We start from the raw sequence: 22997 nt of genomic DNA on the forward strand, positions 1-22997 counted from the left end.
TTATGATGAGAAGAAGCAAAGACAATTGGATTATTCAAAAATAAAAGGTGCATATTCATGTTCGATGCAATTCAAATTCGTGAAGCACATTTTCCAAGTCGCGCACCTATTGATGCTTATGGAAATGGTGGGTTTCGTTTTGCTGATATGTCTCATAGAGGTTCTATTATTTGTGTACCATCAGGTATTTATGGCATTGAGATGGCAGGGCCTGTTCCCACTCAAAGGGATATATCTCGTATTTTAGAAGAAGCTTCTGAAATCGAAGTTTTATTAATAGGTACTGGAATTGAATTATTACGATTACCTGAAGAGTTACGGGTGCTTTTATGGGAAAAACGTATTTCATCAGATACAATGAGTACGGGAGCAGCGGTGCGTACATTTAATGTTTTATTGGCTGAAGATCGCGCTGTTGCGGCGTTATTATTTGCGGTAGAATAGAGTATTGTTTAATAAAACAAAGGCTCTGGTCTAGCATGAAAGACTTGTGTGATTATTTTCTGCGCTGTAAAATACTGTCGTTTAAGGCGGTGATATAAGGGTATAGAATATACATAACTTAACACATTAAGTGTTTTTTAAATACAGCAGCAAGTATTCAGGACAAAGTTTGCTCATAGTTCCTAATGAATCACATGAGTGATCACCTCTTGGGACTTAAGACAGTTCATAAGAGGCATTTTAATTCTTTCTTATACAATTTTTACCTACAAGCCAGTTCCGCTTATGACGTGCAAGGGAATAGTTTTTATTGATGTAACATGGAATTGGTTTGAAATGAAAGCATATCTACGATATTTGGGATTCTAATTTAATATACAAAACACAAAATTATCATTATAAATCAATGCGTTTATAGTAACAGAAACGCACCGAGAGCAATTGGATTTTTTACAAATTGGTGTTGGTAAGAACCTTTGTCTTTTAGGATGGGGAGGAGGTCAATGATTGATGAAGTTTTTGTGATCAGTGCATTTTTTATAAAATAACATTGTCATCTATCCACTGAAAAAGTGTTTTGCGTTGCTTGTTGTTCAAGTTTTACTATGCATGTTACGATTGGTTTTTAGCTTTTTTATTGCAAATGAAAACTTGAAGTCCGATAAGATAAGTTTTATCAGAAAAATTATTTATTTAATTTTTTTCTTTCTAAAACGAAAAGGGATTAGAAAAGAAATTTTAATTCATAATACAGTTAAGAGACACATTTAAAAATCTTATTTTCTGAACTGTATTTGCTTATCCTTCATTTTTTAATATGAATAAAAAGAGGGTATTAATTTAATTGCTAAAAAAGGGACGTTAATAGGTTCATAGAATGATAGGCTCTCTTCCTTATTGTCTTGATATTTTACGTACCATAGATCGTGATCGCTATATATCGGTTTTATTTGCACCTAAAAAAAAGCGCCAAGCATTGGCTGCTCTTTATGTATTTAATGCTGAAGTTTCTCGTATCCGCGAAAGTGTACATGACCCACTCATAGGAGAAATACGGTTACGTTGGTGGTATGATGCTATTGCTCATGGTGAAATGCAAACGAGTGGAAACAATCCGATTTTGAATGATTTATTAAAAGCAATCACTCTTTTTAATTTACCTAAGACAGCTTTTTTACGTTATTGTGATGCGCAAATTTTAGATCTTTATCACAATCCAATAGAAACACTTCATGATCTAGAGCATTATTGTGGTGAGACAGCAGGCATAATTTTACAGCTTTCTTGTCAGATATTAGATCCTGAAACTGCACAAGAGTTTACAGATATCTATGAACATGGAGGGATTTCTCAAGGATTAAGCGGTGTATTGCGTCTTTTATCATTCATGCAATCACGATATCAATATTATTTACCCACTGATATATTAAAGGCTGTAGGAGTGAATAGGGAAGATTTGGAATCTCATCGTCTCAGCGATCAACAAAAGGGTTGTATTGTTGAAGCTATGGTAGCATTATCGCGCGATCATTATACCCAATTTTACGAGTATTCTTGTACTTTACCTAGAGTTCTTAAGCCAGCTTTTCTTCCATTGGTCATTGTACCAGCTTCTCTTCAAAAAGCTATACAGCTGGGGGCAGCAATTTTTCAAGAGAGTGCAACTTTGCCATTGATGTATCGCTATTGGTTGATAACAAGGGCAGCAATAAGCGGCAATTTTCCAAAGATATTGTAAAAAAATATTACTACGTTGGAATGCGTAACATGTAGACTGATTTTTTCATATGAAGATAAAAGGAGCTATTGTGATTCCAAACCATTTTTTTGTTATAAAAAATGTTGATGTTTTGGTTGTTATGAACGCAAAAGAATAAGAAATTTTATGATCTTGAAAATACGCTGTATTTCTTCATCAGTAATATGTTTTATTCAGTGTATTGGATGGGTGAGATGCAGAGAAAGAAAAACATGAGATAAATCTTAATACATTGGTTTGTTTGAAGAAGAACTTTTAAGTACTCTGAATGTATTGATTGTATCTCATTTGCAAATGAAATGAAATTTCTATTTTATGAGAGAAGTTATCTTAGCAGTCTATAAGTCTATAAAAAACTCTTATTTTTGAGAAATTATAACATCATAATTGATGACTGTTATGATTGATGAATATATTGATTTATAATGATAATACGTTTTTTCTTATATTGAATGAGAGTCTTGAATAGAAAAAGATTTCTCCATTTTTATAATGAATTTTAAAAATAGTTTTTTTATCTATTATAAGTTGGATGTGTAAATGAAATCATTTAAGGAAGAAGCAATACGCTCCCTATGAATGAATATTAAGAGTAGCAATATAATGAGCTATGAATGAATGACGATAGGGATGATGTTTATAGCTTTAATGGGCGGCAACCTTTACGACCTTTGGATGGATAATGTTTTTTAATGCATTGCAAAAACGATTCTACATTCCATTGACTATTTTCTCGCAAATCCATACATGCACTGTTTTGCGAGAAAATGAATCATTATACAAACGCTGATCCTAAGATATGCAGACAAGAAATCCGTCTTACCTCTTCAACTATAGACGAAGAGCTGATGAAAACTTTATCAATAAGTTCTTAAAATTATGCACAATCTTTTTATTGGAGAGCGTTAAAGATCTGATTATAATTTGTGCTATTAATTTCCAAAGGATGTTCTTTATTGGCAACTTGTAGCATTTCTAGCTTGAGATCTTCTCTTATCATCATATCTATATTGGCGCGGACCTCAGTTGAAAGAGTATGAGACGTGATATCTTTAGGCATGGTTACAGTCTTTATTTGATAAATGATACGGTTTGTTGCAACCGGACCTTTTATGATGCCATAATGACCTTTGGGAGCAGCAAATAATGCTTTAATCCCTTCAACGCCAAGGATTTCAGATGAGTCTTGACGCCGAAGGGCGGGTGTTGTTTGTTTTGTAACACCAAGGGTATGAGCAAGAGCAACAAGACTTTTTCCTTCCGTGAGCTGTTTGAGAGCATTTTGGGCTTTTTCATCAAGAAGACGTTGGATTTCCTCATTTTTCCATTGAGAAAGAACATCTAGCTTAGCCTCTTCAAGTGTCTTATCGCGGGAAGGAATAATTTTATCGACCTTGTACCAGAGATATCCACCATTTTGAAAAGAGAGAGGATCAAGATCGACTCCTTCGTTTGATTGATAGATGGCATTCAGTAAAATATCTTTTTGAGGTAAATCCGTGAGTATTGCACCTTCAAGCGTTTTTCCCGTTTTATCAATAGTAATTGTGCGCAAAGATAACTTGTATTGGTCAGCTAACTCTTTGAGAGAAGCACCCTCAAAACGAGCATTTTCAATGGCTACATAATTGTTACGGATATCATCAGTAGCACGATTTTTGGCAAGTATTTGGCGAATATTTTCTTCTACACTTTCAAAAGGAAGAGAGCTTGAAGGTTCAATATGCGTAACGCGAATGAGAACAGGTCCCTGTAAGTCATTTATCACAGGACTGACTTGGCCTTGTTGAAGTTCAAAAATTTCAGATGTCAGATGATTAGGAAGTTCATTTTCTGCGAGAGGACCTTTTTTTATGTCATTAAGAGTCTTTTTTTCAGCTTTTACCAGTTCATCAAAACTCAATCCATCAGCTATTTTTTTTGCTGCATTATCGGCTTCTTCGCGTGAGGGGAATCGCAGTTCTTCGAATGTACGCTTTTCAGGCGTTACAAAACGTGAAGCATTTTGTGTATAATAGGCTTTCGCCTCATCTGTTGAGATATCTTTAGGTTTTACAAAATCATTAAGTTCCATAGATAGCAAAGAGACAGTACGGTATTCTGGAGCACGAAATTGACTTTGATGTGTTTCAAACCATTTTTGTAATGTTTCGTAATCAGGATCAGCAATTGTTTCCTTTTCTTTTAGATCAATAACGAGATAATCAGCAATACGCATTTCTCCTTGATAAAGAGCAAGTGCTTTATAAAAGAGATTTGGTGCCTTCATATCAGAAAGTAAAGCAGCAATAAGCTGATTACGCTTTTCTTGTTTGGTGTAATAATTAAGAAAAGCACTTTCACTAATGTGTAAATGCTGAAGATAGTTATAAAACAAGTTTTTATCAAAAGTGCCATTTACCTGGAACATCTTATCAGAACCAATCGCATGAGCTATTGTATCTTTTGAAAGACTTATTTTCATTTTACGTGCTTGTTCATCAAGCAGTACATTTTGTTGTAATTGATTAAATACAAAAGCAGGAATTTGGTATTGCTGCATTTCATTTGCTGTAAACATTCGTCCAAGATGAGCAGCATATGCTAAACGTGCGCTTTGATCGGCGAGTGCAAGACGATAATCATCGACAGTTACTGTGGACTTTCCAGAAGTAATAAGATCTCTTTCACTTTTTTTGTGTAACTGCGGTACCCCCCATAAAAGAATGAAGCATAAGAGTAAAATAGCAAGGAAAATTCTAAAAATCCAAGAATTTGTAGCATTTCTTATGATGTCAAGCATTGTTCAAGTCCATTTTTAATGTGAGTTATTATCAAAGCTGTAATGGAATTTGCAATAAAGGGATGAAAGATGCAAGCTTTAAAGACTTGCTTTCATTTTATAATTTGGTAACTACAGATAAACAATGTATTGTAAAAGCTCTTGAGGTGAAAATATGTCTCCAAATATTCGGCCTTTTCTTGCTGGAAATTGGAAAATGAATGGAACGAGTGAATCGCTTGGAGAGTTGCGTGCTATTGCTACAGGCGTTAGCTCTGATCTAGGTCATCTTTTTGAGGCGCTTATTTGTGTTCCAGCAACGCTTTTATCGCGTGCTTCTAATACGCTGAATGGTGAAAATCTCCTTTTAGGAGGACAAAATTGTCACTTTGATGATCATGGTCCTTATACTGGAGATATTTCAGCTTTTATGCTTAAAGAAGCGGGAGCAAGTCATGTTATTATTGGGCATTCAGAACGTCGTACAGTGTACCAGGAAAATGATGCGATTGTCTGTGCCAAAGTGCAAGCTGCGTGGCGAGCAGGTCTTGTGGCTCTTGTATGTATTGGTGAAACATTGGAGGAGCGTAATAATAATAAAGTACTGGATATTCTCACGCAGCAGCTTGAAGAATCTCTCCCAGATGATGCAACAGCAGAGAATACCATTATCGCTTATGAACCAGTTTGGGCGATAGGCACCGGCAATACAGCGACTCCAGAAGATATTGCAAAAGTACATCATTTCATTCGTGATAGGGTGCGCTCTCGTTTTGGTGATGAAGGCAATAAGATACGTTTGCTTTATGGTGGATCCGTAAAGCCATCCAATGCATTTGAGCTTTTAAGCATTGCTCATGTTAATGGTGCTTTGATAGGTGGAGCAAGCTTAAAAGCGATTGATTTTTTAACTATTTGCGATGTTTGTCGTAAACTATAGCAGAGAAATTTGAGTTTCCCCTTGGATTGTGCGTTATTTATGTGTAAATAGCTATTAAAGAGTTATTTAAAGAGCAGGGTTTATGCAAACAGTACTTATAGTTATTCATTTTTTGATTGTGATTACTTTGGTTGGTATTATATTAATTCAACCTTCAGAAGGTGGTGGGTTAGGTGTGAGTAATAGCTCAGGGTTGATGAAAACTCGTGGATCTCGAAACCCTTTAACACGTTTGACTGCTATTTTAGCCTGTTGTTTTTTTGTTGTGTCTATTGGACTTACCGTGGTGAGTAATATATCAAATTCTAGTTCTGATATCTTAAAGCGTATACCGGTTAATTCAGAGCAGAATTTTACCAATAAAGACTCAGGATCAGTCCCATCATCAGATGGTGAGTCTTCCCCTTCTATTCTTGAACAGCTAGGAGGCACTTCGAATTCTTCGCAGGAACAGAAACAGTCCACAAATCCTGAAGTAGAAAGTCCAGTTCCTCAGGTTCTTGAAAATACAGTTCCCGATAACAGTACAAAATAGTTTTTTAAGAAAACATAGACTTTTTAAAAAAGGTGATTTTTTCGCCTTTTTTATTTTAGAAGGAAAATTGTTTCTTTTTGCATTTTTTGCTGGAAAAATCATTATAAATTGCTTATCACCATAAGCCCATGGCACGTTATGTTTTTATTACTGGTGGTGTGGTTTCTTCCCTTGGAAAAGGCATCGCAGCGGCGGCGTTAGCAGCGTTATTACAGGCTCGTGGCTATCGCGTACGTCTTCGCAAACTTGATCCTTATTTAAATGTTGATCCAGGTACGATGTCACCTTATCAACATGGTGAAGTATTTGTAACCGATGATGGTGCAGAAACGGATCTTGATCTTGGTCATTATGAGCGTTTTACTGGGCGTTCTGCAAATAGCCAAGATAATATTACAACAGGGCGTATTTATCGCAATATCATTGAACGAGAGCGGCGTGGTGATTATTTGGGGGCAACAGTCCAAGTTATTCCTCATGTTACGGATGAAATTAAGAGATTCATTACGATGGGAAATGAAGAATTTGATTTTGTTTTGTGTGAGATAGGTGGAACGGTTGGTGATATTGAAGCAATGCCTTTTCTAGAAGCGATTCGTCAGCTTCGCAATGAGCTACCGAGACAAAATGTCGTTTATGTCCATCTCACATTAATGCCTTATATTCCTTCAGCAGGTGAATTAAAAACGAAACCAACACAACATTCTGTCAAAGAATTGCAAGCAGTTGGTATTTCTCCTGATATTTTGCTTGTACGTGCAGATCGATCTATTCCAGAAACAGAACGGTGCAAATTATCACTTTTTTGCAATGTTCGCTCCAATGCAGTCATTCAGGCATTAGATATGCCAACAATTTATGATGTTCCTATGGCATACCATAAGGAGGGTTTGGACTCTGAAGTTCTTTGCGCTTTTGGAATCGATTCGGCACCTTCCCCCAAGATGGATCGTTGGGAAGATATTACGCATCGTATTCACCATCCTGAAGGAGAAGTTACGATTGCTGTTGTGGGAAAATATACGGGCTTAAAGGATGCTTATAAATCTCTTATTGAAGCGATTGCGCATGGTGGTTTAGCGAATAGAGTGAAGGTTAATATTGAGTGGATTGATTCGGAGCTTTTTGAAAAAGAAGATTCTGTTTCAGCTTTACAAAAAGCCCATGGAATTTTGGTTCCAGGTGCTTTTGGGGCACGAGGGGCAGAAGGGAAGATTCGAGCAATTCAATTTGCGCGAGAGCGTAAAGTTCCATTTTTAGGGATTTGTTTTGGGATGCAATTAGCTTGTATAGAAGCTGCGCGCAATATTGCACAGATTGAGAATGCTTCATCGAGTGAGTTTTGCGAAACAGACAATCCAATTGTAGGTTTAATGACAGAATGGCTTAAAGGAGACGTCCTTGAAAAACGTACAAGAAATGGTGATCTCGGCGGTTCGATGCGCCTTGGTGCTTTTGCTGCTGAATTAAAAGAAGAGAGTCATATTGCTCAAATTTATGGGGTGACCAAGATTGTCGAGCGACATCGTCATCGTTATGAGGTCAATATTGATTATAAGGATAAGTTAGAACAGTGTGGTTTGATTTTTTCTGGGATGTCTCCTGATGGTATTTTACCAGAAACGATAGAATATGTAGATCATCCATGGTTTATTGGTGTTCAATATCATCCAGAATTAAAATCCCGTCCTTTTGATCCACATCCGCTTTTTTCTTCTTTTATTGAAGCTGCTGTAGAACAAAGTCGATTAGTTTAATGCATAAATTGGGTTACTTTGCTTTTGAGGGATAAAATGACTAAACCAAATGCCCGTGTGAAAGTTGGAAATATGATTTTTTCAAATGAAATGCCTCTTTCATTAATTGCAGGGCCGTGTCAGATGGAAAGTCGTGATCATGCTTTTGAAATGGCTGGTCGTATTAAAACAATTACCGATCAGCTTGGTATCGGGTTTGTTTATAAATCAAGTTACGATAAAGCCAACAGAACCTCTTTGGGGGCGGCACGTGGTATTGGTCTTGAAAAAGCAATGTCCATTTTTTCTGATTTAAAAAAAGAGTTTAATTGTCCCATATTAACTGATGTGCATACAGAAGAGCAATGTACAATTGTTTCTTCTACAGTTGATATTTTACAAATACCGGCTTTTTTATGTCGTCAAACAGATCTTTTGGTAGCAGCCGCCAAAACAGAATGTGTTATTAACATTAAAAAAGGTCAGTTTTTAGCGCCGTGGGACATGGAGAATGTTTTAAAAAAGGTTGTTTACAGTGGTAATCCGAATGTTATGCTTTGTGAGCGAGGCACGTCATTTGGTTACAACCGACTTATTTCTGATATGCGTTCGTTGCCTATTTTACGTTCATTTGGTGCTCCTGTTATTTTTGATGCAACGCATTCTGTTCAAGAACCTGGGGGGCAGGGGGCTTCATCTGGTGGGCAGCGTCAATTTGTTGAAATTTTAGCGCGTGCAGCTGTCTCTGTTGGGGTAGCTGGTATTTTTTTAGAAACACATCAAGATCCAGATAATGCACCTTCTGATGGACCTAATATGGTTAAAGTTGATGATTTACAAAGATTGCTTGAGACTTTAATGGAATTTGATTATCTGTCAAAAAAGTTGAGCTGAGAAGAGAAAAAATATTTCATTAATAGGGCATTATAAATGAATCGAGACTTTTATTGGATAAGGAAACACATATGACTATAATTGTCGATATCATTGGGCGTGAAGTTCTTGATAGCCGTGGTAATCCAACGGTAGAAGTTGATGTTCATTTGGAGAATGGAGCTTTTGGTCGCGCTCTGGTTCCTTCGGGAGCTTCAACAGGAGCACACGAGGCTATAGAGCTTCGTGATGGTGGTTTGCGCTATCAAGGGAAAGGTGTTGAAAAAGCGGTTGCTGCAGTTAATGGCGAAATTCTTGAAGAACTTGGTGGGCGGGATGCAACAAATCAAATTGCTATTGATCAAGCAATGATTGCTTTGGATGGAACGCCAAACAAAGCCCGTCTTGGTGCCAATGCACTTCTTGGTGTTTCATTAGCTGTTGCAAAAGCAGCTGCGGATTCATTAAATTTACCTTTGTATCGTTATATTGGTGGTACACAAGCGCATATTCTTCCAACCCCCATGATGAATATTATTAATGGTGGTGTTCATGCTGATAATTTGATTGATTTTCAAGAGTTTATGATTATTCCTATAGGAGCTCCTACTGTAAAAGAAGCTATCCGTTATGGCGCTGAGATTTTCCATGCATTGAAAAAGCGTTTAAAAGATGCGGGTTATAATACCAATGTTGGTGATGAAGGTGGTTTTGCTCCTCAATTTAAAAGTGCTGATCAAGCAATTGATTTTATTATGGAATCTATCATGATATGTGGTTATAAACCAGGTGAACAAATTGCCATTGGTTTAGACTGTGCTTCAACCGAATTTTATAAAAATGGTTCGTATTTTTATAAAGGTGAGGGGAAATGCCGAGACATCCAAGAGCAGGTAGATTATTTAGCGCATCTTGTGAAAAATTATCCTATTATTACAATTGAAGATGGAATGGCAGAGGATGATTGGGAAGGTTGGAAGCTACTTACTGACACAATTGGAGAAAAATGTCAGCTTGTTGGCGATGATTTGTTTGTAACGAATTCAGCACGTTTGCGTGATGGTATCAAAATGGGGGTAGGCAATTCTATTCTCATAAAAGTTAATCAAATTGGTACATTGAGTGAAACACTCGATGCTGTAGAAGTAGCACATAAAGCAGGTTATCGTGCCATTATATCTCATCGTTCAGGCGAGACAGAGGATTCTTTCATTGCAGATCTTGCTGTTGCAACGAATTGTGGACAAATTAAAACAGGTTCTCTTGCACGTTCGGATAGATTAGCAAAATACAATCAACTTATTCGTATTGAAGAAATGCTAGGAGCCCAAGCGCATTATGCTGGTGATTTATATCGTGTATAGTTGTGAGCAAAAAATATGAAAGTATAAGATCATTTAGATTATGAAATTGAGATTTCTTATCAAAGGCATATGCATAGTAATTTTATGGGTATTTAAATTTATAGGGATTAAGATGAGAGGTGTGATTATTACTCAAGATCAAGGAATGTATCTCGTTTCGGGTGATGACGGTAAGCGTTATCAGTTTGCGACTTGGGATTGGTTGGGAAAGAAACCACCAAGGATTGGTGATGCGGTTGATTTTGTCTATGAAGGGGGTGTTGTCAGTTCTGTTTTTCCATTGTTGAGATCAGGTACAGAGAACACAAAGATAATGTTCGCACTGCTTTGTTGGGTTGCAGGTATCTTTGGTGTTCATCGCTTTATGGTTGGGAGAGTTCGGACGGGTACTTTAATGCTCGTTTTATCTTTATCATTGTTTGGATTGATAATTACCGGTATTTGGGCAATTGTTGATTTTATACTCATTGTTGCTGGAAAATTTACTGATAAAGATGGGAATCAGATTACAGATTTGTGAAAATCTTATAATAAAAAAAATAGTAAAGTTTACTTTTTATTTCGATCAATATATTAAGTTGCATAATGCAGGATTATTGTATTCTATTTCTTTAATGTGAGATATTAAGAGAAATATGCACAGCTGAATAAAAGTATTGAAAAAGACTGTGCTATTTTATGTGGGTAAAACAACGACGTAAATCAACTAAGGTTGTTTTGTATTGCTGCTTATAGCAGCAGAAAGCGTTAGATCATTGGGGGGACAAAACTATTTTAATTTCATGTTTATCACGGCTGCTACAAATTTTATTTACGTCGTGAGGTTAATCAACATATTATAAAAAGAAATAATCTCTTTATGAATAACACATAAGGAGCAGCTTTATAGGTGGGCAAGGATGAAGGGTAAAATTATTGGTCAAGATCAAGGAGTTTATCTCGTTTCGGGAGGTGATGATAAGCGTTATCAATTTGAGGATTGGAATTGGTTAGGAAAAAAACCACCGAGTATAGGGGATATTGTTGATTTTGTATATGAAGATAATGTTGTTAAATCTGTTCTCCCTCTCTTGAGTCAAAAAGAATCAGAGCAATCAAGATTAGGTCTGGCAGTTATTTGTTTTTTTTTGGGATGGTTGGGTATTCACCGCTTTATGGCTGGTAAAATTGGAACGGGTATCGTAATGCTTCTCATAAATGTAACAGGTATAGGAATTCTTATCAATATACTGTGGTCATTTATTGATTTTATAGTTATTTTATCTGGATATTTTAGAGATGCAGATGGCAATAAAATTACCAAGTTATAGCAACTCGACAAAATTTTAATATAAATAAATAATTTTATTTATATTTATCAATATATTAATTTAATAATGTAAGTTATTTTATTCTATGTCTTTAATGTTAAATATTAAATAAAATTATGAGTATTTAAATAAAAATATTGAAAAAGAATGTACTATTTCATATAAAAAACAAAAGTACAAATCGAACAGCGTGCTTTGTATTGCCACTTATAAATGCGGGAATTTTAAGTTGTTGGGGGATTTTAGGCTTTTTTAAATGTCGTATATCACGGTGAGTACAGATCGTATTCATGCAGTGAGGTTTATCCAACATATTATCATATTAGAAGAAAAGCTTCTTTATGCATAACAATTTTATAGGTGGTGAAGATGAAAGGTAAAATTATTAGTCAGGATCAAGGAAATTATTTCGTTTCAGGTGGTGATGGTAAGCGTTATCAGTTCTTGAGTAGGAATTGGTCAGGAAAAAAGCCACCAAAGGTTGGTGATATGGTTGATTTTGTCTGTGAAGGGGATACTATTAAGTCTGTTTTCCCTATCTTGTCAGCAGGGCAGCCACAACAATCAAAAATGTTGTTAGCGATCGTTTGCTTGTGTTTTGGTGCATTGGGGATTCATCGTTTTATGGTTGGTAAAATTATAACAGGCATTGTAATGCTTCTTATAACTATACTAAGTACAATAGGTCTACTATTTATGGGGATAGGGCTTATAGGGATTATTTTTATAATTATACCTTGGGTATTGATTGATTTTATTCTTATTTTAACAGGAAATTTTAGGAAAAAAGCTACAAATTAGAGGATATCCAATATTTATAATATAAAAAGTGAGGCATTCAACTTACTTTGATCGTATTAAGGGGGGGGGATAAATTGAAATAACAAATTATTTTGGTGTAGATTTGGTAATGAGGTATTAATCAAAATCATGCATAGTTGGGCAAAATATCAAGAAATTTTGCTGTAAAGACTGTGCTATTTTATGTGGACAAAGCAGAAACGTCGATCAATCAAAGTACGCTTTGTACTACCTCTTATGACGGTGGGAGTCTTAAGCTATTTCAGTTATCACATTTATCATGGTGAGTATGGATTGTATTCACGCAGTGAAGTTAATCAGCATATTAGCGAATTAGAAAAGGAGCTTCATAAAATAGAAGCTGAGCGGATATTCATGGAAAAGCGTATTTCTCTTTTACGCAACGGGCATATAGAAAAAGATATGTTGGATGAGTATGTCCGAAAGAATTTGAACTTTTCTAAGCCAAATGAACTGACAATCTTAATACCTTGAAATTGATACTAAAGGTAAATGAAAAATCGCTTAATTTAAACAACAATCAGCAATGATATTGTTTAAGCCGGATTGATAAGGCTTGTAACTTTTGTTCGTAAAGGTTATTCCTAAATAATCATAAAAGGGAGTTTAATATGGCAGAACGACTTAAAAAAAATTCTGCGTCGGTGGCGCGCACTGCATTATCAAGCACCACAAAGAAAGCACCAATAGCAGATTTTACAAAAGAAGAAGAACTTGATGCTTATCGTGAAATGCTTTTAATTCGCCGTTTTGAAGAAAAAGCAGGACAACTTTATGGTATGGGGCTTATTGGGGGATTTTGTCACCTTTATATTGGTCAGGAAGCCGTTGTTATAGGAACATTGAAAGCGGCAAAAGAAGGTGATCAGGTTATTACGTCTTACCGTGATCATGGTCATATGTTAGCGGTTGGGATGAGTCCGCGTGGTGTTATGGCAGAATTAACGGGACGTCAAGGTGGCTTTTCCAAAGGGAAAGGTGGCTCGATGCATATGTTCTCTAAAGAAAAGAACTTTTATGGGGGACATGGTATTGTTGGTGCGCAGGTTCCCATTGGTTCAGGTTTGGCATTTTCGAATCAGTACCTTGGTAAAGATAATGTGACATTGGTTTATTTTGGTGATGGTGCTGCAAATCAGGGGCAGGTTTACGAGAGTTTTAATATGGCTTCACTTTGGAAGCTTCCCGTTGTTTATATTATTGAAAACAATCAGTATGCTATGGGAACGTCAGTTTCACGTGCATCTGCAGAAACTGATTTTTCACGACGTGGTCTTTCTTTTGAAATTCCAGGTATTGTTGTTGACGGTATGGATGTTCGATCAGTAAAAGGAGCTGCTGATAAAGCAATTTCTTGGGCACGCTCAGGTAAAGGACCGATCATTCTTGATATGCAGACCTATCGCTATCGTGGTCATTCCATGTCTGATCCAGCAAAATATCGTTCAAAGGAAGAAGTCCAAAAAATAAAAGAGGAGCACGATCCGATTGATCAAGTAAAAAGTCGGATTCTTAAAAAAAATTGGGCGAGCGAAGACGATTTAAAATCTATTGAGAAAGAGGTCCGTGCAATTGTTGCTGATGCGGTAGATTTTGCACAAAGTGATCAAGAGCCAGATGCTTCTGAGCTCTATACTGATATTTTAGTTTGATGCGAGGGAAGCAAGTATGTCTATTGATATTTTGATGCCGACGCTTTCACCAACTATGGAAGAAGGTAAACTGTCTAAATGGCTCAAGAAAGAAGGTGATAAGGTTAGCTCTGGCGATGTTATTGCTGAAATTGAAACGGATAAGGCTACAATGGAAGTAGAGGCCGTTGATGAAGGTACTCTTGGTAAAATTTTTGTGCCTGAAGGTTCAGAAGGCGTAAGGGTTAACACTGTTATTGCAATTTTGTTAGAAGAAGGTGAGCGTGCTGAGGATATTTCGCAACCTACTGATACAGCACAAAAAACTAAGGAATCTGCTCTTTCTCTGCCTTTGTCAGTTCCGCAGGCTGCTCCTACTTTTGATACATCTCTTAATTTTGATATTCCAGCGGGAACACAAATGGTTACAATGACAGTTCGTGAAGCGCTTAATCAGGCTTTGGCTGAAGAAATGCGGCGTGATGAAACAGTTTTTCTTATGGGGGAAGAAGTCGCGCAATATCAAGGTGCCTATAAGGTTAGTCAAGGTTTGTTGGAAGAATTCGGAGAACGCCGAGTTATTGATACCCCAATTACAGAACACGGCTTTGCTGGGCTGGCTGTCGGGGCTGCTTTTGGTGGGTTACGTCCTATTGTCGAGTTTATGACCTTTAATTTTGCGATGCAGGCGATGGACCAAATTATTAACTCAGCAGCCAAAACACGTTATATGTCTGGTGGACAAATGACCGCTCCTATGGTTTTCCGAGGTCCCAATGGCGCGGCTGCCCGTGTTGGTGCTCAACATTCTCAATGTTATGCTGCATGGTATAGTCATGTACCAGGTCTGAAAGTTGTCATGCCTTATAGTGCTGCAGATGCAAAAGGTTTGCTGAAATCTGCTATTCGTGATGATAATCCTGTTATTTTCCTTGAAAATGAGATTTTGTATGGGCATCAATTTGATGTTCCTCAACTGGATGATTTTCTTTTGCCTATTGGTAAGGCACGTATTCATAAGTCTGGACAAGATGTGACGATTGTTGCATGTGGAATTGGGATGCATTATGCTGTTCAAGCGTTACCAGAAATCGAAAAACTTGGTATTGATGTTGAATTGATTGATTTACGAACCATTCGCCCGATGGATCTTCCAACAATTCTTTCGTCAGTTAAAAAAACAGGTCGTTTGGTAACAATTGAAGAGGGATTTCCTCAGTCATCTGTGGGAACTGAAATAGCAACGCGTGTTATGCAGCAGGCTTTTGACTATCTTGATGCGCCAATTGCTACGATTTCTGGTAAAGATGTTCCGATGCCTTATGCCGCTAATCTTGAGAAGTTGGCTTTGCCTAATACTGCTGAAATTATTGAGGCCGTTAAGGCTGTGACATACAGAGCATAACGGAGGAAAGCATAATGCCCATTAAAATTACAATGCCAGCGCTTTCCCCTACGATGGAAGAGGGAAATTTAACAAAATGGAATATTAAGGAGGGAGATAAGGTTTCCTCTGGTGATGTTATTGCTGAAATTGAGACGGATAAAGCGACAATGGAAGTCGAAGCCGTTGATGAAGGTAGGGTTGCTAAAATTGTTGTTCCTGCTGGAACACAAGGCGTTAAAGTAAATGCTTTAATTGTTGTTTTAGCAGAAGAAGGTGAAGATTTAGCTGAAGCTGCAAAAGTTGCAGAAGAAATCTCTTCTTCTACAAGACAAAAACCAGAGGGCATCAAACAGACAGATTCTCTGAAACAGACGGACTCAAAGGGAATAAAAATGTCTCATGAATCATCAACTGGGCAATTAATACAGCAAGATAAAAAGGAAGCTCGTCTTTTTGCCTCTCCCTTAGCGCGGCGATTAGCATCTCAGGCAGGTCTTGATTTATCCCTTATTTCTGGAAGTGGTCCGCATGGGCGTATTATTAAGCGCGATGTAGAAAAAGCTGTGAGCAGCGATATGTCTAAAGTGTCTTATTCATCATCGATAGGGGAGCTAATAGCTACAGGTGCTTCGGACAAACAGATATTGAAACTCTTCAAAGAGGATGAATATAGCTTCGCTCCCCATAATAATATGCGTAAAACAATCGCGACACGTTTGGTGGAATCAAAACAGAGAGTCCCACATTTCTATGTAACGGTAGATTGTGAACTTGATGCGCTATTAGCACTGCGTACACAACTAAATGCTGCTGCTCCAATGGTTAAGGGGCAGGAAGAAACTCAGCCTACTTATAAGCTTTCTGTTAATGATATGGTGATCAAAGCTGTCGCACTTTCTTTGAAAGCGGTTCCTGATGCGAATGTTTCTTGGCTTGAAGGCGGGATGCTTCATCATAAACATTGTGATGTTGGGGTTGCTGTTTCTATTCCCAATGGATTAATTACACCGATTATTCGCCATGCAGAGAAAAAGCCGTTATCACTTATTTCCAAAGAGATGAAGGATTTTGCAAAGCGTGCGCGCGAGGGCAAGTTAAAAATGGAAGAATATCAGGGTGGAACAACAGCTGTATCAAATATGGGGATGTATGGTATAAAAAGTTTTTCGGCTATTCTTAATCCACCGCATGCGACGATTTTTGCGATTGGTGCAGGGGAGCAACGCGCCGTTGTTAAAAATGGTGCATTAGTTGTTGCGACAGTTATGTCAGTTACGCTTTCTGCGGATCATCGTGCTGTCGATGGTGCTTTAGCAGCAGAGCTCGCGCGGACTTTTAAGAAGATGATTGAAAATCCATTAGCAATGTTGGTTTGAACTGTTTAACAGTTCTTCACGTAAATTGTGAGAAAGCGTGTTAAGAGAATAGAAACAAATTTAAAGAGTTTAAAGAGCAATGTTATTGCTATTTCTGGTTTGGGTAAAGCATTTACGTGAAGCTTAAAGCAAAGACATAAGATAATTCTCTCATGTTGTTTTACAGTCTTAAGTTCAAAAAATGCATATCCGTTTTTTATATATCCATGGAGGAATTACTGTGGCAAATCTTTATGATGTAATTGTGATTGGATCAGGTCCAGGCGGATATGTAACCGCAATTCGTGCAGCACAATGTGGCTTTAAGACTGCGATTGTTGAACGTGAACATTTGGGAGGGATCTGTTTAAATTGGGGATGTATTCCAACAAAGGCCCTTCTACGTTCAGCGGAAATGAAACATTTTGCTGAACATGCGACAAATTATGGATTAAAAATTAATGGTTCAATTGAGGCAAACATCAAAGATGTTGTGGCACGTTCACGGGGTGTTTCAGCACGTTTAAATGCTGGTGTTGGTTTTTTAATGAAAAAAAACAAAATTGATATTATCTGGGGTGAAGCAAAGCTTACTAAAGAAGCAAAGGGAAGCCTTCCTGCGGAAATTATGGTTTCTTCATCCTCCAAACCGATTATGCAACCGCAAAATCCAGTCCCTAAAGGGACGTTAGGGGAGGGAACTTATCAAGCAAAGCATATCATTATTGCAACGGGCGCACGTCCTCGTGTCCTTCCTGGTATTGAGCCAGATGGAAAACTCATTTGGACTTATTTTGAAGCTATGATACCGCCAGCAATGCCAAAATCGCTTTTGGTTATAGGGTCTGGGGCTATTGGCATTGAATTTGCTTCTTTTTATCATGATATGGGGGCGACAGTAACTGTTGTTGAAATGATGCCCCATATCATGCCTGCTGAAGATATTGAAATTTCAACGTTTGCTCGTAAACAGTTAGAGAAAAAAGGTTTACGTATTCTTCGTCAAGCAAAAGTAACAAAGGTTGAAAAATCTTCCGATTCTGTAAGTGTACATATTGATGTTCAAGGTAAAATAGAGTCAATGACTGTTGACCGGTTGATTTCTGCTGTTGGGGTGCAAGGTAATATTGAGAATCTTGGTTTAGAAGCTTTGGGAATAAAAACCGATCGCGGCTGCATTGTAACTGATGAATGGAGTTGGACGGGGGTGGGAGGTATTTATGCTATTGGTGATGTAGCAGGCCCTCCTATGTTGGCCCATAAAGCAGAAGAAGAAGGTGTGATATGTATTGAGCATCTTGCAGGTTTGAAAAGCGCTCATCCACTTGATAAAAGAAAAATTCCAGGGTGTACATATTGTACACCACAGGTTGCCTCTGTAGGGCTTTCAGAAGCGGCAGCAAAAGAAGCAGGTTATGATATACGTATTGGTCGTTATTCTTTTGCTGCGAATGGTAAGGCGATTGCTTTGGGTGAAGATCAGGGGTTAGTAAAAACGATTTTTGATAAAAAAACAGGACAGCTTCTCGGGGCCCATATGGTAGGGGCTGAGGTAACAGAATTGATACAGGGTTTTGTTATTGCTATGAATCTTGAAACAACAGAAGAAGAATTAATGCATACTGTCTTTCCACATCCGACCTTATCGGAAATGATGAAAGAAAGTGTATTAGATGCTTATGGTCAAGTTTTAAACGCTTGATGACTGGATTGTATGAAAAATTTTATATTTTTGATTGTTACTTCGTATTTATAAGGCAAAGGCTTAAATGGTTACGGTTGTTGATAGAGTTGCAAATAGACGATTGCGTCATCCTGAAAAGGCACATCGTCCTGATACAAGCGTTCAAAAAAAGCCAGATTGGATTCGTGTAAAAGCGCCAACATCACCAATTTATAAGGAAACACATGGTATTGTACGTACGCATAAGCTAGTGACTGTATGTGAAGAAGCTGGTTGTCCTAATATTGGCGAATGTTGGAGCCAGAGGCATGCTAGCTTTATGATTTTAGGTGAAATATGTACGCGTGCTTGTGCTTTTTGTAACGTTGCAACAGGTATTCCACTTGCCGTTGATGATAATGAGCCAGAACGTGTCGCTGATGCTGTTGCAAGGATGGAATTAAAACATGTTGTCATTACATCTGTTGATCGTGATGATCTTGCTGATGGTGGTGCTGAGCATTTTGCAAAAGTTATTTATGCGATTCGTCAAAAAACTCCTAAAACAACAATTGAAGTTCTTACACCTGATTTTCGTCATAAGGATGGCGCTTTAGAAGTTGTTGTTGCTGCTAAGCCTGATGTTTTTAATCATAACTTAGAAACAGTTCCTTCTAAATATTTGAAGGTCCGTCCAGGGGCACGTTATTTTCATTCAATTCGTTTGTTACAACGTGTTAAAGAACTTGATCCAACAATTTTTACAAAATCGGGAATTATGGTTGGCCTCGGGGAGGAGCGAAATGAAGTTTTGCAATTGATGGATGATTTGCGCGCTGCTGATGTTGACTTTATGACAATTGGACAATATTTGCAGCCTACACGAAAACATCATCCAGTTGTTCGTTTTGTGCCTCCTGAAGAATTTGAGTCTTTTGCCAAGATTGGTAAAGTAAAAGGATTTTTACATATGGCCTCCAATCCTCTAACGCGTTCATCTCATCATGCTGGAGATGATTTTGCCATTTTGCAAAAAGCGCGTGATGAAAAATTTTCCTTACAGAGATAATTATGCCGATTTTTACAATACATCGGCAGATCACCCATAGTGCCAGTGAAATGTTTGATCTGGTTTCAGATATTGAGCGTTATCCTGAATTTTTACCAATGTGTGAGTCTTTAATAATACGTTCTCGAAAAGAATATGGAAAAAAAATATTGCTTCTTGCGGATATGACCGTTGGCTATAAGATTATTCGTGAAACTTTTACGACTCAAGTATTTCTTCAGCCGGAAAAAAGTCTTATAGAAGTTAAATATATTGATGGTCCATTCAAATATCTTGAAAATCGTTGGGCCTTTCATGATATTGAAAATACCAATGCATGTAATATAGAGTTTTTTATTGATTATGAATTTAAAAGTAAAACGCTTGGATTAGTCATGGGCTCAATGTTTGATATTGCGTTTCGTAAATTTACCGAGGCTTTTGAGAAGCGTGCGCATCAGATTTATGGCTCTACGGTAACATAGTCTATTCTGTTATTTTTTAACAATACCTATTGCTTAAACAGCGTGAAGGTGAAAACCGGTTTCCATCTTTACTATTTGTTTTTAATTCAGCTTTCAAAAGCATATTGAAGGAATATCATTTTAAATGATGAAGATGATGCACAGCTTCATGCTTTTGTTTCTCTCTTTTTTAATGGATGCACACTCGTTAAACAAAACGCCCAAATAGAACCTGCTTGCGTCATACCCATTTCATAATAGTGCTCATAATAAATAGTATAGATTTTCGTAAAAGTATATAAAATCTACATCTGTACACTTATGAAGAATTCCTCCTGTATCATTTATTTGCCATCTCTCAAGATGTTGTGCCAGCTCTTAGCACTTGAGAGAAGTACAAGTGTCTCTTTCTTTAATCATTTTATTTATACAGTTTTTTCTCTTGTGGCGTGCAAGTGAATAAATTTGATTAATTCAATCTACACAGGACTGAAGTGAGATAACTTTACGCTATTCAGATCTTTCATTTTCAAGTTGTGATACAATAAAATTTTTTCAAGATGTTGACGATTATAGACTCGATGGGGAATAAAGAATTTTGAAATTAGTATGGGGAATTCAGTGAAGCAATTCCAGAATCATTTTAAAAGCATTTTCAACAGTTGCGTGGCGGATAGCATTGCGATTAAGATGAGCAAAGTGCATTTCTTTGTGCAGGGGAGAGTGGTTTTTGTAAGCAACTGCGCAATGCACAAGTCCTACAGGTTTATCAAGACTTGCACCTCCTGGGCCAGCAATTCCTGTTACAGAAACTGCAATGTCAGCTTGTGAATGTTTTAATCCACCCTCAGCCATTGCAAGAGCAACTTCTTTTGAAACGGCACCATAGGTTCTTATAAGTTCAGCACAAACGCCAACAAGGCGTGTTTTGGATTCATTTGAATAAACAACAAATCCACAATCGAGAACATCTGACGATCCTGCTATATTTGTGAGGCATGCAGCAATGAGTCCCCCTGTACAAGACTCTACAGTTGTTAACAGCAAACCTTTTTGGCGAAAGGTATTAAGGACTTCATGTGCGTGTTTTTCACAAAGATATGTCATTGGGGAATTTCTCCTGAATAAAGGACGCTCACTGTTGCAAGAGCAGCAATTCCCTCACCACGACCAATAAATCCAAGCCTTTCATTTGTTGTTGCTTTGATAGAGATTCGATCAGGTGTTATTGCAAGTATTGTTATAAGATTTTCTGTCATGGCATGACGATATGGACTAATTTTAGGATTTTCAGCGATAATTGTGATATCAACATTGGCGATACGACCACCTGCTTGTTTTATAATATCAAGAGCATGACGGAGAAAAATTTCTGATGATACATTTTTCCATTGAGGATCAGAGGGAGGAAAATGTGTACCGATATCTCCAGCACCTTGAGTTGCAAGAAGGGCATCTGTTAATGCATGAAGAGCAACATCCGCATCGGAGTGTCCATTTAATTTTTTATGAAAAGGGATTTTTATACCACATAATATAAGAAAATCACCATCCTCAAAAGAGTGAACATCATAACCATTGCCGGTACGAATATCAGGAAATATTTGCATTTTCTTTTGGAGATATAAATGTGCAGTATTAAAATCTTCATGCCATGTAATTTTTATGTTGTTAGGATCCCCAGGAATGGTACGCATAGGAATTCCAAACCATTCGGCAATTGCAGAATCGTCAGTGAATTCTTGTTTGCAAGCTTGTTTTGCTTGTTTATGGGCCGCTAAGATATGTTCAAAGGGAAAACACTGTGGAGTTTGTGCTCTATAAAGATGGGTACGGGGAATTGTTTCTAAAACATGCTGATTATTTATACGTTTAAGGGTATCAGAGATGGGCAGAACAGGAAGAACACCTTCTTGAGGCGTGATAGTGTTGTGAATGTTATTAAGAAGCTTGTTTTCGATAAAAGGGCGTGCACCATCATGAATATGCACATATTGGGGGGCAAATTTTTTGAGTGCCTGAAGTCCATATAAGGTAGAGATTTGACGTGTATTGCCTCCTTCAACGATAATAAGGCGCTCTTTAAAATCGTCAATAGCTTGTTCACAGATTTGACGATCTTCTGGATGAATAACAAGAATAATTGTTGTGATAGCTGGATGCTGCAAAAAACAATGCACGGTATGATAAATAATTGGCTTTTGTCCTAGAAGCCGATATTGTTTTGGAATTTTATGGGGAGATCCTGCTCTTTCACCCCGTCCAGCGGCTAATATTATTGCTGCAATAGAAATACTTAATCTCCTTGTATTATAATCTTAGTTTGCTTTTTTGTCATTAATTTTAAAATGATTTTGAAAGGATGGTTGTTGTAGATCAGCAAGGGATATCACGGATAACACCTCAAAAAAAGCATTTAATGCTTTTTGAAGTGCGGTATTTAAACCACAAAAATCAAACAAGGGGCAAGTTGGTTCTGCAGTATCGAAACATTCTGCGAGGGAAAAGTTGTCTTCTGTTACTTTCACAACATCAGCGACTGAAATCTCTGCTGCGGGTTTAGCCAATCTAACTCCACCATTGCGTCCACGCACTGTTTGTATAAAACCTGCTTGAACAAGCAGCTGAAGGATTTTAAATAAAAAAAGCTCTGAAACGGCATATGCTTTAGCAATTTCTGGAACACGACTGAGAGTTCCCTGATTATCTGCACAATACATGAGCATTCGAAGAGCATAATTTGTTTGTTTTGTTAATCGCATCTCATTTCCTTCGTAAAGTATCGTCGAACACAGTCTATTTTAAAGATATTTTGCAAAATGTAGAAGTTTTTTCTCGTTGACTATATTTGCCTATTTTAAATGTAGTATTAGTATTGTCAATTTTTGCTACAAAAGGTTATATG

21 protein-coding genes are annotated in these 22997 nt (G+C 37.3%); 17 read left to right on the forward strand and 4 right to left on the reverse strand.

Annotation, left to right across the window (positions count from 1 at the left end; translation table 11 throughout):
* Positions 1 to 57: 57 nt before the first annotated feature.
* Both ACFING_RS06115 and ACFING_RS06120 read left to right on the forward strand, forming a co-directional pair.
* On the forward strand, positions 58 to 444 hold the full coding sequence (locus ACFING_RS06115) for an Mth938-like domain-containing protein (RefSeq protein WP_375611259.1): 387 nt from the start codon (positions 58 to 60) through the stop codon (positions 442 to 444).
* An 877-nt stretch (positions 445 to 1321) separates the two neighbouring features.
* Positions 1322 to 2182, forward strand: coding sequence for a phytoene/squalene synthase family protein (locus ACFING_RS06120; protein ID WP_375611260.1), 861 nt, complete (start codon positions 1322 to 1324; stop codon positions 2180 to 2182).
* Between the two features lie 913 nt (positions 2183 to 3095).
* On the opposite strand, the gene ACFING_RS06125 is transcribed toward ACFING_RS06120, so the two are convergent.
* Positions 3096 to 4985, reverse strand: a complete 1890-nt coding sequence (locus ACFING_RS06125) for a peptidyl-prolyl cis-trans isomerase (RefSeq protein ID WP_375630193.1) — start codon at positions 4983 to 4985, stop codon at positions 3096 to 3098.
* Positions 4986 to 5139: 154 nt separating this feature from the next.
* Here ACFING_RS06125 and tpiA point away from each other — a divergent pair, with 154 nt between their 5' ends.
* The 15 genes from tpiA (at position 5140) to ACFING_RS06200 (ending at position 20113) form a co-directional block, all read left to right on the forward strand.
* Complete coding sequence (gene tpiA, locus ACFING_RS06130) at positions 5140 to 5904, forward strand: triose-phosphate isomerase (RefSeq protein WP_375620758.1); 765 nt, start codon at positions 5140 to 5142, stop codon at positions 5902 to 5904.
* Between the two features lie 82 nt (positions 5905 to 5986).
* A complete protein-coding gene (gene secG / locus ACFING_RS06135) occupies positions 5987 to 6439 on the forward strand; it encodes a preprotein translocase subunit SecG (RefSeq protein ID WP_375630194.1) in 453 nt (150 codons plus the stop codon).
* Positions 6440 to 6567: 128 nt separating this feature from the next.
* Positions 6568 to 8196 carry a CTP synthase gene (locus tag ACFING_RS06140; protein WP_375611264.1) on the forward strand — a complete coding sequence of 543 codons (1629 nt, stop codon included), beginning with the start codon at positions 6568 to 6570 and terminating at the stop codon, positions 8194 to 8196.
* A 36-nt stretch (positions 8197 to 8232) separates the two neighbouring features.
* Positions 8233 to 9069: a 3-deoxy-8-phosphooctulonate synthase gene (gene kdsA / locus ACFING_RS06145; RefSeq protein WP_273791141.1), complete on the forward strand. Its 837-nt coding sequence runs from the start codon at positions 8233 to 8235 to the stop codon at positions 9067 to 9069.
* Between the two features lie 71 nt (positions 9070 to 9140).
* Complete coding sequence (eno, locus tag ACFING_RS06150) at positions 9141 to 10412, forward strand: phosphopyruvate hydratase (protein WP_375630195.1); 1272 nt, start codon at positions 9141 to 9143, stop codon at positions 10410 to 10412.
* A 112-nt stretch (positions 10413 to 10524) separates the two neighbouring features.
* On the forward strand, positions 10525 to 10932 hold the full coding sequence (locus ACFING_RS06155; protein WP_375620763.1) for an NINE protein: 408 nt from the start codon (positions 10525 to 10527) through the stop codon (positions 10930 to 10932).
* Positions 10933 to 11311: 379 nt separating this feature from the next.
* Positions 11312 to 11722 (forward strand): TM2 domain-containing protein, encoded by a 411-nt coding sequence (locus tag ACFING_RS06160; RefSeq protein WP_375620764.1) that lies wholly within the window; start codon positions 11312 to 11314, stop codon positions 11720 to 11722.
* Between the two features lie 369 nt (positions 11723 to 12091).
* Positions 12092 to 12523 carry a hypothetical protein gene (locus ACFING_RS06165; protein ID WP_375620765.1) on the forward strand — a complete coding sequence of 144 codons (432 nt, stop codon included), beginning with the start codon at positions 12092 to 12094 and terminating at the stop codon, positions 12521 to 12523.
* A gap of 183 nt (positions 12524 to 12706) precedes the next feature.
* Entirely contained in the window at positions 12707 to 13018 is a 312-nt protein-coding gene (locus ACFING_RS06170) for a septum formation initiator family protein (protein WP_012754998.1), read from the forward strand.
* A gap of 137 nt (positions 13019 to 13155) precedes the next feature.
* Positions 13156 to 14196: a pyruvate dehydrogenase (acetyl-transferring) E1 component subunit alpha gene (gene pdhA / locus ACFING_RS06175; RefSeq protein ID WP_375630196.1), complete on the forward strand. Its 1041-nt coding sequence runs from the start codon at positions 13156 to 13158 to the stop codon at positions 14194 to 14196.
* 16 nt (positions 14197 to 14212) lie between these two features.
* Positions 14213 to 15580, forward strand: coding sequence for a pyruvate dehydrogenase complex E1 component subunit beta (locus ACFING_RS06180; RefSeq protein ID WP_375620767.1), 1368 nt, complete (start codon positions 14213 to 14215; stop codon positions 15578 to 15580).
* Between the two features lie 14 nt (positions 15581 to 15594).
* Positions 15595 to 16938, forward strand: a complete 1344-nt coding sequence (locus ACFING_RS06185; RefSeq protein ID WP_375612899.1) for a pyruvate dehydrogenase complex dihydrolipoamide acetyltransferase — start codon at positions 15595 to 15597, stop codon at positions 16936 to 16938.
* 220 nt (positions 16939 to 17158) lie between these two features.
* Positions 17159 to 18619, forward strand: coding sequence for a dihydrolipoyl dehydrogenase (gene lpdA / locus ACFING_RS06190; protein WP_375630197.1), 1461 nt, complete (start codon positions 17159 to 17161; stop codon positions 18617 to 18619).
* Positions 18620 to 18686: 67 nt separating this feature from the next.
* Positions 18687 to 19649: a lipoyl synthase gene (gene lipA, locus ACFING_RS06195; protein ID WP_375611273.1), complete on the forward strand. Its 963-nt coding sequence runs from the start codon at positions 18687 to 18689 to the stop codon at positions 19647 to 19649.
* A gap of 2 nt (positions 19650 to 19651) precedes the next feature.
* The gene (locus ACFING_RS06200) at positions 19652 to 20113 is read left to right on the forward strand and encodes a type II toxin-antitoxin system RatA family toxin (RefSeq protein ID WP_375611274.1); all 462 of its coding nucleotides are present in this window, start codon (positions 19652 to 19654) and stop codon (positions 20111 to 20113) included.
* Positions 20114 to 20710: 597 nt separating this feature from the next.
* Here the strand turns inward: ACFING_RS06200 and ACFING_RS06205 are convergent.
* Genes ACFING_RS06205 through rirA form a run of 3 tightly spaced genes read right to left on the reverse strand, consistent with a single transcriptional unit; the run spans position 20711 to position 22854 of the window.
* Positions 20711 to 21199, reverse strand: coding sequence for a CinA family protein (locus ACFING_RS06205; protein ID WP_375611275.1), 489 nt, complete (start codon positions 21197 to 21199; stop codon positions 20711 to 20713).
* The gene (locus ACFING_RS06210) at positions 21196 to 22386 is read right to left on the reverse strand and encodes a bifunctional 2-C-methyl-D-erythritol 4-phosphate cytidylyltransferase/2-C-methyl-D-erythritol 2,4-cyclodiphosphate synthase (RefSeq protein WP_375630206.1); all 1191 of its coding nucleotides are present in this window, start codon (positions 22384 to 22386) and stop codon (positions 21196 to 21198) included. Before ACFING_RS06210 ends, ACFING_RS06205 begins: the two co-directional genes overlap by 4 nt.
* Before the next feature lie 24 nt (positions 22387 to 22410).
* The gene (rirA, locus tag ACFING_RS06215) at positions 22411 to 22854 is read right to left on the reverse strand and encodes an iron-responsive transcriptional regulator RirA (protein WP_375611276.1); all 444 of its coding nucleotides are present in this window, start codon (positions 22852 to 22854) and stop codon (positions 22411 to 22413) included.
* Positions 22855 to 22997 lie beyond the last annotated feature (143 nt).

The organism is Bartonella sp. AP150HLJHH (assembly GCF_042196385.1).
Taxonomy (GTDB): Bacteria; Pseudomonadota; Alphaproteobacteria; order Rhizobiales; family Rhizobiaceae; genus Bartonella.

Bases quoted from the DNA above. Each gene is read 5' to 3' on its own strand.
- ACFING_RS06115 (WP_375611259.1), top strand. From the start codon at position 58: ATGTTCGATGCAATTCAAATTCGTGAAGCACATTTTCCAAGTCGCGCA.
- ACFING_RS06120 (WP_375611260.1), top strand. From the start codon at position 1,322: ATGATAGGCTCTCTTCCTTATTGTCTTGATATTTTACGTACCATAGAT.
- ACFING_RS06125 (WP_375630193.1), bottom strand. From the start codon at position 4,985: ATGCTTGACATCATAAGAAATGCTACAAATTCTTGGATTTTTAGAATT.
- tpiA (WP_375620758.1), top strand. From the start codon at position 5,140: ATGTCTCCAAATATTCGGCCTTTTCTTGCTGGAAATTGGAAAATGAAT.
- secG (WP_375630194.1), top strand. From the start codon at position 5,987: ATGCAAACAGTACTTATAGTTATTCATTTTTTGATTGTGATTACTTTG.
- ACFING_RS06140 (WP_375611264.1), top strand. From the start codon at position 6,568: ATGGCACGTTATGTTTTTATTACTGGTGGTGTGGTTTCTTCCCTTGGA.
- kdsA (WP_273791141.1), top strand. From the start codon at position 8,233: ATGACTAAACCAAATGCCCGTGTGAAAGTTGGAAATATGATTTTTTCA.
- eno (WP_375630195.1), top strand. From the start codon at position 9,141: ATGACTATAATTGTCGATATCATTGGGCGTGAAGTTCTTGATAGCCGT.
- ACFING_RS06155 (WP_375620763.1), top strand. From the start codon at position 10,525: ATGAGAGGTGTGATTATTACTCAAGATCAAGGAATGTATCTCGTTTCG.
- ACFING_RS06160 (WP_375620764.1), top strand. From the start codon at position 11,312: ATGAAGGGTAAAATTATTGGTCAAGATCAAGGAGTTTATCTCGTTTCG.
- ACFING_RS06165 (WP_375620765.1), top strand. From the start codon at position 12,092: ATGAAAGGTAAAATTATTAGTCAGGATCAAGGAAATTATTTCGTTTCA.
- ACFING_RS06170 (WP_012754998.1), top strand. From the start codon at position 12,707: ATGTGGACAAAGCAGAAACGTCGATCAATCAAAGTACGCTTTGTACTA.
- pdhA (WP_375630196.1), top strand. From the start codon at position 13,156: ATGGCAGAACGACTTAAAAAAAATTCTGCGTCGGTGGCGCGCACTGCA.
- ACFING_RS06180 (WP_375620767.1), top strand. From the start codon at position 14,213: ATGTCTATTGATATTTTGATGCCGACGCTTTCACCAACTATGGAAGAA.
- ACFING_RS06185 (WP_375612899.1), top strand. From the start codon at position 15,595: ATGCCCATTAAAATTACAATGCCAGCGCTTTCCCCTACGATGGAAGAG.
- lipA (WP_375611273.1), top strand. From the start codon at position 18,687: ATGGTTACGGTTGTTGATAGAGTTGCAAATAGACGATTGCGTCATCCT.
- ACFING_RS06200 (WP_375611274.1), top strand. From the start codon at position 19,652: ATGCCGATTTTTACAATACATCGGCAGATCACCCATAGTGCCAGTGAA.
- ACFING_RS06205 (WP_375611275.1), bottom strand. From the start codon at position 21,199: ATGACATATCTTTGTGAAAAACACGCACATGAAGTCCTTAATACCTTT.
- rirA (WP_375611276.1), bottom strand. From the start codon at position 22,854: ATGCGATTAACAAAACAAACAAATTATGCTCTTCGAATGCTCATGTAT.